This is a genomic window from Kribbella sp. NBC_00662 (assembly GCF_041430295.1).
Taxonomy (GTDB): Bacteria; Actinomycetota; Actinomycetes; order Propionibacteriales; family Kribbellaceae; genus Kribbella.
The window spans coordinates 6119632-6131332 of sequence record NZ_CP109029.1; the positions used below are offsets into that span (position 1 = coordinate 6119632).

General features: G+C 68.9%; 13 protein-coding genes. 7 read left to right on the forward strand and 6 right to left on the reverse strand.

The genetic code is table 11. The features are described from left to right. Positions 1–5: 5 nt before the first annotated feature. The 3 genes from OHA10_RS30305 to OHA10_RS30315 form a co-directional block, all read right to left on the reverse strand. Positions 6–308, reverse strand: a complete 303-nt coding sequence (locus tag OHA10_RS30305) for an urease subunit gamma (protein ID WP_371402164.1) — start codon at positions 306–308, stop codon at positions 6–8. A gap of 158 nt (positions 309–466) precedes the next feature. Beyond that, complete coding sequence (locus OHA10_RS30310; protein ID WP_371402165.1) at positions 467–2104, reverse strand: cytosine permease; 1638 nt, start codon at positions 2102–2104, stop codon at positions 467–469. Between the two features lie 101 nt (positions 2105–2205). After that, entirely contained in the window at positions 2206–2601 is a 396-nt protein-coding gene (locus tag OHA10_RS30315) for a MarR family winged helix-turn-helix transcriptional regulator (RefSeq protein WP_371402166.1), read from the reverse strand. A gap of 105 nt (positions 2602–2706) precedes the next feature. Between OHA10_RS30315 and OHA10_RS30320 the strand changes: the two genes are divergently transcribed. From OHA10_RS30320 to OHA10_RS30335, 4 genes are all read left to right on the forward strand, one after another. Then, the gene (locus OHA10_RS30320) at positions 2707–3753 is read left to right on the forward strand and encodes a substrate-binding domain-containing protein (protein WP_371402167.1); all 1047 of its coding nucleotides are present in this window, start codon (positions 2707–2709) and stop codon (positions 3751–3753) included. Between the two features lie 63 nt (positions 3754–3816). After that, the gene (gene lhgO / locus OHA10_RS30325; RefSeq protein WP_371402168.1) at positions 3817–4998 is read left to right on the forward strand and encodes an L-2-hydroxyglutarate oxidase; all 1182 of its coding nucleotides are present in this window, start codon (positions 3817–3819) and stop codon (positions 4996–4998) included. A gap of 26 nt (positions 4999–5024) precedes the next feature. Further along, positions 5025–5267 (forward strand): hypothetical protein, encoded by a 243-nt coding sequence (locus OHA10_RS30330; RefSeq protein ID WP_371402169.1) that lies wholly within the window; start codon positions 5025–5027, stop codon positions 5265–5267. A 161-nt stretch (positions 5268–5428) separates the two neighbouring features. Continuing rightward, a complete protein-coding gene (locus OHA10_RS30335) occupies positions 5429–5953 on the forward strand; it encodes an ACT domain-containing protein (protein ID WP_371402170.1) in 525 nt (174 codons plus the stop codon). A 185-nt stretch (positions 5954–6138) separates the two neighbouring features. Here OHA10_RS30335 and OHA10_RS30340 read toward each other — a convergent pair whose 3' ends face one another. The 3 genes from OHA10_RS30340 to OHA10_RS30350 are packed head-to-tail and all read right to left on the reverse strand — an operon-like array spanning position 6139 to position 10014. Then, on the reverse strand, positions 6139–7323 hold the full coding sequence (locus tag OHA10_RS30340; protein ID WP_371402171.1) for an acetate/propionate family kinase: 1185 nt from the start codon (positions 7321–7323) through the stop codon (positions 6139–6141). Next, a complete protein-coding gene (gene pta / locus OHA10_RS30345; protein WP_371402172.1) occupies positions 7320–9395 on the reverse strand; it encodes a phosphate acetyltransferase in 2076 nt (691 codons plus the stop codon). Before pta ends, OHA10_RS30340 begins: the two co-directional genes overlap by 4 nt. 13 nt (positions 9396–9408) lie before the next feature. Then, positions 9409–10014: a TetR/AcrR family transcriptional regulator gene (locus OHA10_RS30350; RefSeq protein WP_371402173.1), complete on the reverse strand. Its 606-nt coding sequence runs from the start codon at positions 10012–10014 to the stop codon at positions 9409–9411. A gap of 92 nt (positions 10015–10106) precedes the next feature. On the opposite strand from OHA10_RS30350, the gene OHA10_RS30355 reads away from it, so the two are divergent. From OHA10_RS30355 to OHA10_RS30365, 3 genes are all read left to right on the forward strand, one after another. Next, positions 10107–10856 carry an SDR family NAD(P)-dependent oxidoreductase gene (locus tag OHA10_RS30355; protein ID WP_371402174.1) on the forward strand — a complete coding sequence of 250 codons (750 nt, stop codon included), beginning with the start codon at positions 10107–10109 and terminating at the stop codon, positions 10854–10856. A 65-nt stretch (positions 10857–10921) separates the two neighbouring features. Further along, positions 10922–11290, forward strand: coding sequence for a cupin domain-containing protein (locus OHA10_RS30360; protein WP_371402175.1), 369 nt, complete (start codon positions 10922–10924; stop codon positions 11288–11290). Then, complete coding sequence (locus tag OHA10_RS30365) at positions 11287–11700, forward strand: hypothetical protein (protein WP_371402176.1); 414 nt, start codon at positions 11287–11289, stop codon at positions 11698–11700. The genes OHA10_RS30360 and OHA10_RS30365 overlap by 4 nt, the downstream gene beginning before the upstream one ends. Position 11701 lies beyond the last annotated feature (1 nt).

An 11701-nucleotide genomic window follows, 5' to 3' on the forward strand; every position in this document is an offset into this window, starting at 1 on the left:
TGCCTTCAGATGATGGGGTTGTGGATAGTCACGAGTTTCCGGCCGTCCGGGAACGTCGCTTCGACCTGCACGTCGTGCAGCATGCCGGCCACGCCCGGCATTACCTGGTCCCGAGTGAGCACCAGCCGTCCGCTTTCCATGAGGTCGGCGACGCGGGCACCCTCACGTGCGCGTTCAATCACCCACGTGCTCAGCAACGCCACCGCCTCCGGGTGGTTCAGCAGCACCCCCCGCGCCAGCCGGTCACGAGCGACCATGCCGGCCACGGAGAGCAGCAGCTTCTCAACATCAGCTGGAGTGAAGTTCATGGTGTGAGGTTGCGGGGCAGCCCGTCGTCGAGGCGAGAACAACCGCCGCTGACTCCCTTCAAGACATTTCGGCTGCAGGTTGGGGAGGATATTGCACCGAATCGGGGGTGTAATCCTCCCCAACCTGCATCATGGCAGGCCACGAGGCGCTGGGTGGATCAGGAGTGGGCGGGTAGGACGTGGTCGGAGAGCTTGTCTGTGCTGAGGCATAGGGAGCAGACGGCGGCCGCGTGGGTTTGGCAGGCGGTCATGTCGGGGCGTTCGTAGTCCTGGCGGCAGACGTGGCACGTGAGTACTTCGCCGGACGGGTTGCCGTGTTCGTCGTACATCGGGAGGTCGAGGCCGTCGTCGGGGCGGCGCAGGTAGTACTTGCCGCCGGTGATGATGGCGAGGACGGGCGGCAGGACCAGAGCCAGACCGATCGCGACCAGCGGCGAGTACGGCTTGATGGTGTCGCCCAGCCCGCCGAAGAAGACCAGGATGGAGACGCCCGCGGCCGCGGCCATCGAGACGAAGCCGACCGGGTTGACGGCGTACAGCATGCCGCGGCGGAACTCCGGCGCCTTCGGCGACAGCTTCAGCAGGTACTTGTTGAAGACGATGTCAGAGGCAACGACCACGATCCACGCCATACCGCAGTTCGCGTAGAAGCCGAGGATGGTGTTGAGGAAGTCGAACATGTTCGCCTCCATCAGCACCAGCGCGATCACCAGGTTGAACCCGAGGAACACCAGCCGGCCCGGGTAGTGCCGGGTCAGCCGTGTGTACGAGTTCGTCCAGGCGAGCGAACCGGAGTACGCGTTGGTCACGTTGATCTTCACCTGGCTGATGACGACGAGTACGACGGCCAGCGTCATCGCCAGCCACCCGGGCAGGAACCCGCGGTAGATCTCCAGGAACTGATGCACCGGCTGGTTCGCGATCGAGGTGCCGCTGTCGACCTGAGCGATGATGTAGACCGCCAGGAACAGGCCGATCACCTGCTTGATCGCACCGAAGATCACCCAGCCCGGTCCGGCCAGCAGCACCGCGGTCCACCAACGGCGGGAGTTCTCCGGCGTCTTCGGCGGCATGAACCGCAGGTAGTCGATCTGCTCCGCGATCTGCGCGATCAGCGACAGGCAGACGCCCGCGGCCAGCAGCATCGAGCCGAAGTCGGCATCGGGGCCGTAGTCGAAGAACGTCGACACCGACGACGGGTGCGAGACGAGCAGGTAGCAGAACGGCAGCACCATCAGGATCAGCCACAGCGGCGTCGTCCACACCTGCAGCGTCGACAACACCTTCATCCCGTAGATCACCAGCGGGAAGATCACCAGCGTGGACACGGCGTACCCGGCCCAGAGCGGCACGTGCAGCCCGAGTTGCAGGCCCTGCGCCATGATCGAGCCTTCGAGCGCGAAGAAGATGAACGTGAACGATGCGAAGATCACGTTCGTCACGACCGAGCCGTAGTACCCGAAGCCGCTGCCGCGGGTGATCAGGTCGAGGTCGATGTTGTACCGCGCGGCGTAGTACGCCAGCGGCAGCCCGGTCGCGAAGATCACCACCGCGAAGATCGCGATACCCCACAGCGCGTTGGTCGTCCCGTACGAGATGCCGATGTTCGCGCCGATCGCGAAGTCGGCCAGATACGCGATCCCGCCGAGGGCCGAGATCGCGACCACGCCGGTGGACCACTTGCGGTAGCTGCGCGGCGCGAAGCGGAGGGTGTAGTCCTCCAGGGTCTCGCGCGTCGCGGTGTTCTGACTGGGCGGAGAGGCAGTGTGGTGATCGAGCGAGGGTTCAACAGTCATGGCGGAACTCCTGCGGCACCTTCGGGCAAGCGGTGCTCCGGCGTACCGGCGACGCTGCCGGCGGGGATGCACCCGAATGGAAGGAACCTAGGAACGCCGTGTTACCTGCGTGTTGCCGAACCGCTACGTTCGTGTATTTCCATCTGGAAGTAATCCGCGAGGTCGGCCTCGAGGGCGCGCTGGGCGGTGCCGAGGCGGTCGGCGACGGTCGCGCCGACGGGGGAGAGGGCGGTGACGATCCGCCGTTTGTCGTCCGGATGGACGCGGCGCAGCACGAGTCCGCGCTCGACCAGCTTGTCCACGTGCCGGGTCAGGCTGGCAGCCGGCAGTACGGCGGACTCCGCGAGCAGCGACATCGGCTGTCCGGGCTCGTCGTGCAGGGATGCCATGATCCGCCACTGCTCGATCGTCAGCCCGAACTCGTCGAGCAACGGCTCCAGCCCGAGCTCGATCTCCCGCTCGACCCGCTTCAGCAGCAGGAGCAGGCTCGACGACATCGGCACTCCTCCGTTCCGGCGCTGTTCAGGTGCTGGGAAATATAGCTGTTCGCTCGAAGTTCCGCCTCCGATTCGGCCACACTGGGTCGCGACCAGGAGGTGATCGTGCGGCATTCCGACGTACTGCCGATCGCCTTCGTGGTGCCGTTGCAGGGGCCGACCGGGATCTACGGGCCGTCCTGTCTCGCCTGCGGTCAGCTGGCCGTCGAGCAACTCAATGCGCGCAACGGCATCGCCGGCCGGCCGGTCGAGCTCGTCCAGGTCGACGCGGGACGTCCGCCGGAGGTGGTCGCCGAGGAGGTCGGGCGGCTCGTCGACGCCGGGCGGGTCGAGGCGGTGGCGGGCTGGCACATCTCCGCGGTGCGCGTGGCGCTGACGCGGCGGATCGGCGGGCGGGTCGTGTACGCGTTCGCCGCGATGCACGAGGGCGCCGACAACACGCCCGGGGTGTTCATGCTCGGCGAGCGTCCGGTGAACCAGCTGCTGCCGGCCGCGCGCTGGCTCCGTGAACATCACGGTGCCGGCCGATGGGTTGTCGTCGGCAACGACTACGTGTACCCGCGGGTGACCGGGTCGATCGCGGAGGAGGCCCTGGACATCGTCGAGTCGGCGTACGTTGCGCTCGGCACCTCCGACTTCACCGAGGTCATCAACGGGCTCAAGGCAACCAAAGCCGACGGTGTGATCATGCTGCTGATGGGCCAGGACGCGGTGCACTTCAACCGTCAGTTCGCCCGCGCCGGGCTGAGTGAGGATCTGCTCCGCCTCAGCACCGCGATCGAGGAGAACACCTTGCTCGGCGCAGGACCCGCTGCCAACCACGGCGTGTACGCGGCCGCGGCGTACTTCGACGGCCTGTCGACCGTTGAGAGCAACGAGTTCGCCCAGCAGTACTACGGCCGCTTCGGCCCCTTCGCCCCGGCCCTGAACGCGGTCGGCGAGTCCTGCTACGAGGCGATCCGCTTCCTCGCCCGCCTCGGTGAGATCAGCGGATCCGTCGCGATGTCGGCCGCCCTCCCGACGGGCCACTTCTACGACAGCCCCCGCGGTCTGCTCCGACTCGACGGCAACCTCGTCGACCAGGACGTCTACCTCGCCGCCGCCGACGGCCTCGAATTCCGCATCGAAGAACAGATCGCCCGCACCAACTGATTCTGTTTCTGGCTGTATTTCTGGCGCCTGGAGGGACCTCTCTACATCGTGACGAGATCAGCGGTGGTGGTTGGCGGGGGGATTGTCGGGCTGGCGGTGGCGCGTGCCCTGCAGCAGCGTGACCCCGGTACGCCGGTTGTCGTGCTCGAGAAGGAGCCGTCGGTCGCCGCGCATCAGACCGGCAACAACTCGGGTGTCGTGCACTCCGGCCTGTACTACCGGCCCGGCTCGCTCAAGGCGCGGTTCGCCGTCGCCGGCGGGGCGGCGCTGAAGGAGTACTGCGAGGAGAAGGGCATCCCGCTCGACGTACCCGGCAAGCTGGTCGTGGCCACCACCGAGGCCGAGCTGCCGCAGCTCGATCGCCTGTTCGGCATCGGCCAGGAGAACGGCGTACCGGTCCGGCGACTGAGCCTCGAAGAGGTCGCCGAGCGCGAACCGCATCTGCGCGTCAAGGGCGCACTGGCCGTCGACTCCACCGGCCGCGTGGACTTCAAGCTGGTCGCCGCGGCTCTGGCGGCGGACATCAAGGCCGCCGGCGGTGAGATCCGCACCGGGATCTCCGTGACGTCGGTCGAGAACGCCGGCTCCATCGCCCGGGTGCGGACAACCGACGAGGTCATCGAGGCCGAGCGCGTCGCCGTCTGCGCCGGTCTGCACAGCGACCGCCTCGCCCGCGCCTCCGGGCTCGAGCCGGGCGTGCGGATCCTGCCCTTCCGGGGCGAGTTCAGTGAGATCGTGCCCGAGCGTGACTTCCTGGTGAAGGGCCTGGTCTATCCGGTGCCCGACCCGGACCTGCCGTTCCTCGGCGTCCACCTGACCCGCGGCATCGACGGCGGCGTCCACGTCGGCCCGAACGCCGTACCCGCGCTGTCCCGCGAGGGCTACAAGTGGTCGAAGATCGCCCCGAAGGACGTCTGGGAGGCCGCGACGTACCGCGGAACATGGCGCCTGGCCCGCCGGTACGCGCGGACCGGTGCGAAGGAGATCGTCCGCTCGCTCACCGGCCGCGCGCTGGTCCGCGAGGCCCGCCGTATGCTCCCGGAGCTCGAGGTCAAGGACGTACGCCGCTCCGGCGCCGGGGTCCGCGCCCAGGCCGTCACCCGCGACGGCAAACTCGTCGACGACTTCCTGTTCCTCCGCGACGGCCGCGCGCTGCACGTCCTGAACGCCCCCTCGCCCGCCGCGACCGCCTGCCTGGTCATCGGCAACCGCATCGCCGAGGAGCTCTCCGCCGACCGCGCCTGACCACCCCGATATGCGATGTTGGGGCCATGACGACATTCGCGATTCCTGGGGTCCGGGTCGGGCATTGGAGCGATTTCGACGGCCGCACCGGCTGCACGGTGATCGACCTGCCGGACGGGACGGTCGCGTCGTACGAGGCGCGTGGTGGAGCACCGGCGTCCCGGGAGCTGGAGCTGCTCGACGACGGTACGGCGGACGTGTCGCTCGACGCCGTCCGGCTGCTCGCCCTCGCCTGCGTCACCGAGGCCGTACGCAGCGTCGCGGGCTGAGCAAACGTCACACCGGGGCAACAGCGGGGCAACGTTGACCGGCGACGCTGGGTGGCATGGATTCGTTGCGTACGACGATCACGGGCGGAACCGCCTGTGACGTGTGTGGGCGGCTGCCTCATCCCCGGCGGCTGCGATTGACCTTGGCGAAACTCGTGGCCGTGGCTCCGGTGGAGCTGGCGCTGCATGCGGTGGTGCTGGCCGCGCATCCGCCGTACCTGCTCTCTGTCGCGGTGCTGGCGAGTGTGACGACGGCGCTGGTGATCTGGGTGGTGGAGCCATCCACGATGCGGTTGCTCCGCTCGTGGTTGCACGCTCCGAAGGTCCGGCCTCGGGAAGGGATCGGCACCCTGTGGCGGATCCGGGTCACCCTCGACGACCGGGCGGGCTCGCTGGAGAGCATCACCCGCCGTCTCGCCGAGCTGAACGCCAACATCCTCGGCCTGCACGTTCATCCGATCGACGACGGCGTACGCGACGAACTGGTCGTCTCGACGCCGGACGAGATCACCGCAGCCGACCTGGAGGCGGCGATCGAGGCAGGTGGCGGGCGCCGTACCCACGTCTGGCCGACGACCACACTGGCCCTCGTCGACGGTCAGACGAAAGCGCTGAGCCTGTCCGCACGCGTCGTCGCCGACCCGGCGGAGCTCCCGCACGCGGTCGCGGAGCTGCTCGGCGCCTAGCTCGTCACGAACCGTGCGACCCTGGCGGCGCAACTCCCCGGCGACGTCCTGAAGGTGCCGTCGCCCTGGACCGGTCTGTTCGCATTCAGCCGTCCGGGCGAGCCATTCACGCCGGCCGAGTCGGCTCGAGCGCATCGGTTGGCCGAGCTCGCCGAGGCGGCGCTCACGATCGCCCCGGCAGAACGCTAGTCGCGCACTACTTCCAGCGCTTCGCGGGCGATCTGCCACTCCTCGTTGGTGGGGATGACGAGGACGGCGACCGGGCTGTCGTCGGTGGAGGCGAAGGTTTCGGATGCGGCGTTGCGGTCGGGGTCGAGGTGGATGCCGAGGGAGTCCAGACCGGCGAGGGCGGCGGCGCGTACGTCGGCCGAGTGCTGGCCGACTCCGGCCGTGAAGACGACAGCGTCGACGGTTCCGAGTACGGCGTAGTACGCGCCGATGTACTTCTTGATGCGCTGGCAGTAGACGTCGAACGCCAACTGTGCGCGCTCGTCACCGGCCGCACGCCGTCGCGAGACCTCTCGGAAGTCGTTCGCGCCGGTGAGGCCCTTGAGGCCGGACTCCGAGTTCAGGGTGCGGTCGGTCTCCTCGGCCGATCGTCCCGCGACCCGGGCGAGGAGACCGTGGATCGCCGGATCGAGATCGCCCGAGCGCGTGCCCATCACGAGACCTTCGAGCGGGGTCAGGCCCATCGACGTGTCCACCGACTCGCCGCCGCGGATCGCCGCGGCCGAGCAGCCGTTGCCCAGGTGCAGGACGATCACGTTGACCGCGCTCGGCGGGCGGCCGAGCAGCCGGGCGGCCTCGGCCGAGACGAACGAGTGCGACGTACCGTGAAAACCGTACCGGCGGATCCCGTACTTCTCCTGCCACTCGTAGGGCACCGCGTAGGTGTAGGCGTACGGCGGCAGCGTCTGGTGGAACGCGGTGTCGAACACGGCGACATGCGGCAGATCCGGCAGCAGCCGCCGCGCGACCTCGATCCCTTCGAGATTGGCCGGATTGTGCAGCGGAGCGAGTGGCACCAGCTCCGTCACCGCCGCGATCAGCTCGTCGTCGACCAGCGCCGGGGCCGCGAACCGATCGCCGCCGTGCACGACCCGATGCCCGACGGCGACGATGTCCACGTCGGCCAGCGCGGGCCCTTGCGTTTCGAACGCCCGTACGGCGGCCTCCAGCGCGGCCTCGTGATCGGCGATCGGCTGGTCGTCGTTCCACTCACCCTTGGGTCCGTCGTGCACGTGGTGACTGCTCTCCTCGCCGATCCGCTCGACGAGCCCCGTCGCCGCGGCCTCACCCGACGCGGCGTCGACGAGGCTGTACTTGAGTGAGGACGATCCGGCGTTGACGACCAGCACGTGCTCGGTCATTCGGCGCCGCCCTGCTGGGCCTGGATCGCGGTGATCGCGACCGTGTTGATGATGTCCCGCACGGTTGCTCCTCGCGACAGGTCGTTGACCGGTTTGCGCAGACCCTGCAGGACCGGGCCGATCGCGACCGCGTTGGCCGAGCGCTGCACTGCTTTGTACGTGTTGTTGCCGGTGTTGAGGTCCGGGAAGATGAAGACGGTCGCGCGGCCGGCGACGGGGGAGTCGGGCAGTTTGGTCCGGGCCACGGCGCTGTCGATCGCGGCGTCGTACTGGATCGGTCCTTCGACCGGCAGTTGCGGCATGCGTTCGCGGACGATGTTGGTTGCCTTCGACACCTTTTCGACGTCGGTCCCGGTGCCGGAGCTGCCGGTGGAGTACGACAGCATCGCGACCCGCGCGTCGACCCCGAACGCGACCGCGGTCTCGGCGGACGAGATCGCGATGTCCGCGAGCTGCTCGGCGTTCGGATCCGGGTTGACGGCGCAGTCGCCGTACACCAGGACGCGGTCCTGCAGGCACATGAAGAACACCGACGAGACGACGGACGTGTCCGGCACGGTCTTGACCACCTCGAGCGCCGGCCGGATCGTGTGCGCGGTGGTGTGGACGGCGCCCGACACCATCCCGTCCGCGAGACCGAGCTGGACCATCATCGTGCCGAAGTACGAGACGTCCCGGACCAGTTCGCGCGCCCGGTCGAGGTCGACGCCGCGATGCTGACGCAGCCGGTGGTACTCCGCGGCGAACCGCTCGGTCAGCTCGCTGTGCTCCGGATGAACGACGGTCGCGGCGGACACGTCCACGCCGAGGGACGCTGCCTTCGCGCTGATCGTCGTCGGGTCCCCGAGCAGAGTGAGGTCGGCGACACCACGCCGGAGCAGTACGTCGGCGGCCCGGAGGATCCGCTCCTCCTCACCCTCCGGCAGCACGATGTGCCGGCGGTCGGACACAGCCCGGTCGACCAGTTGGTGCTCGAACATCAGCGGCGTGACCGCATTGCTTCGCGCGAGGGCGAGCTGGTCGAGCAGCGCCTGCCCGTCGACGTACTGGTCGAAGAGCGCCAGCGCCGTGTCGATCTTGCGCGGCGCGTCCTTGGTCAGGCGGCCGCGGACCGCGGTGAGCTTGGTCGAGACGGCCTGCGTGCCGAGGCCGGTCTCGATGATCGGCAGGGTGACGCCGAGTCCCTCGATCAGTCGTTGCACCTGCGGTGGCAGCTCGAACCCGCCGTTGAGCACGATCGTCGAGATCTGCGGGAAGTTCCTTGACGCGTGCGCGTTCAGTACGCCGAGGACGACTTCCGGCCGGTCGCCCGCGGTGACGACCGCGGCGCCTTCGAACAGCCGGTCCAGCACGTTCGGCATGGTCATGCCGGCGATCATCAGACCGGTGACCTCGCGGTTCAGCAGCTGCGGGTCACCGCTGAGCAACCGGCCGTCGATCGGGGCCAGCAGGTCGGCGGCCAGTGGCTGGTTGAGCAGCGGCTCCTCCGGTATCGCGAACGCCGGCGCGCCGACGCCGTCCAGCGCGGCGACGAGCGGCCCGCCATCGCTCACGCGGTTGACGATCACCGCGAACAGCGAGCCGTGATTCGCGGCGAGTTCGGCCGTGGCCATGTCGGCGATCGCGCGTACGTCGGACGGCGTACGGGCGAAACCGTTCAGCACCAGCAGGACCGGTGCGCCGAGGTTGGCCGCGATCTTGGCGTTGAACGAGAACTCGGTCGGCGTGCCGACGTCGGTGTAGTCGCTGCCGACGACAACCACCGCATCGGCCTGCTCGGCCAGCGCGTGGTACCGCTGGACGATCGTGTCCAGCGCGGCGTCCGGGTCGTTGTGGACCTCGTCGTACGTGACGCCGACGCCGTCGTCGTACGAATGCGTGACCGCATCCTGCGAGATCAGCAGGTCGAGCACGTAGTCCCGGCCGCCGTGGGTCGCGGTGTCCGCGCGGACGATCGGCCGAAACACCGCTACCCTCCCGACCCGGCGCGACAGTTGATGAAGAACCCCGAGAGCGATCGTCGACTTCCCGGTCGTCCCCTCGACCGAGGCCACGTACACGCTGCTGCCCATGGGGTGAACCCTACTAACGGGTCAAGGCGTGCAGGTGATCGATCATCGTGTCGACCGCGATCCGCAGCGGCGCGGGATCACGCCGTACCTGGCTGAGGAGCAGGCCGCCCTGCACGGCCGCCAGCATCGCGACGGCGAGATCGGCCGGATCCGCGTCCGCGGCGAGCTCGCCGCGCTGCTGCATCTGGACGAGGCCGTCGCGGATGAGCCCCTCCCATTGCGCGAAGGCGCCGGCGAGCTGGACCCTGGCGACCGGGTCGCTCTCGGACAGATCGCTGGCCAGTGATCCGAGCGGGCAGCCGCCGGCGCACTGCATCTCGGTCAGGCTGCCGACCATCAGATCCCGCCACTTCGTCAGCGAGTCGATCGTGTCGAGGCTGCCCAGGCCGCTGTGCTGGATCTCGAGCACCTGGGCGGTCTGCTGGTCGATGACCGCCGACACCAGGGCGTCCTTGCCGGGGAAGTAGTGGTACAGCTGCGACGGGCTGACGCCCGCGGCCGCCTGGATGTCCTCGATCGTGGTCCGGGCGACGCCCTGCTCGATCATCAGTCGTGCCGCTGCCTCGACGATCCGGTCCCGGGTCGCCTGGCCCTTCTTCGTCAGCCGCTGTGTCGTCACGCCTCCACCGTAGCGATTTTGGAGTTGATACTCCAATTTCTGCGGCGAAGTATTGGAGCAATTACTCCAACAACTGGATGGGGACAGAGATTATGACGCAGGACTTTGCCGGCCGGACCGCGCTCGTGACCGGCGGCAACAGCGGGATCGGGCGGGCCGTGGCCGGGCAGTTGGCGCAGCGTGGCGCGCATGTCGTGATCAGCGGGCGCGACACCGCGCGCGGGAACAAGGCGGTCGAGGAGATCCGCTCCGCGGGCGGTACGGCGGACTTCGTGCAGGCCGATCTGGCTGATCTGGACCAGGTGCGGTCGCTGGCCAAGCAGGCGGTCGAGCTCGGCGGCGGGCACGTCGACGTACTGGTGAACAACGCGGGGATCTTCCCGTTCGGGCCGACGGCCGAGGTGTCCGACCGCGACTTCGACGCGGTGTTCGCGGTGAACGTGCGGGCGCCGTTCTACCTCGTCGCCGAGTTGGCTCCGCTGATGGCGGCGCGCGGATCCGGCGCGATCGTCAACGTGACCACGATGGTCGCGTACTTCGGGATGAGCGGAATGGCGGCGTACGGGTCGAGCAAGGCGGCGGTGGAGCTGCTGACCAGGTCCTGGGCGGCGGAGTTCGGGCCGTCCGGAGTGCGGGTCAACGCGGTCAGCCCGGGGCCGACGCGGACCGAGGGCACGGCGGTGATGGGCGAAGGACTGGACGGCCTGGCCGGGACGACGCCGCTGCAGCGGGTCGGCCTGCCGGAAGAGGTTGCCGCGGGCATCGTCTTCCTCGCGTCCGACCAGGCCTCGCTGATCCACGGCGCGACCCTGCCGATCGACGGCGGCCGGCTGGCGGTCTGACCCGCGTCACGATCGTTCCCTCGGGAGTTACGCCGTACGGGTAACTACTACCTGAGGAGGACCTCATGCCGAGTGCGAACCTGGCCGCCACACCGGTGGCTGTCGAGATTCCCGAGCTGACGGGGCGGTACGCCCCGGTGGGTGACTACACGGTCGCGTTCGAGAGCTTTCCCCGCGATGTGGACCCGGCGCCGTACTTCGTCGGGCTGCCCGACGACCGGTGCCAGTGCCCGCACTGGGGTGTCGTGACGGCTGGTGAGATCACGTTCCGGTGGGCCGATCGCAGCGAGACGTTCCGGGCCGGCGACGCGTACTACGCCGGCCCGGGGCACCTGCCGCTGATGGTCGCGGGAACCACCATCGTCGAGTTCAGCCCGACCGCGGACCTCGACAAGACGATGGCCGTGGTCGGGGCCAACCTGGAGAAGGTATGACCACGGTCGCGGTCCGGGCGGACGCTTCGGTGGCCCGGCTCGTGGAGTGGCTGGAGACCGGGACGGCGCCGGACGGGACGTTCGCGGCGGACTGCCTGACCGATCTGAGCCTGCCGCACTGGCGACTGCAGTTCGACGGCGGCGCCGCGACGGTCGCGGGCCGGCGCGAGCTGCATCCGTATCCGGGGGTGGTCCGGGTCGAGCGGGTCGACCGGACCGAGCGTGGCTTCGTGATCGCGTTCGAGGAGCGGTGGCGGCACGAGGGCCAGAACTGGTACTGCCGGGAGCAGATCGCCGGCGACGTCAACGCTGCCGGTGAGATCACCGAGCTGAGGGTGTACTGCACCGGTGACTGGGACGAGGCGGTGCAGGCCCGGCACGCGGCCGAGATTACGTTGCTTCGACCATAAC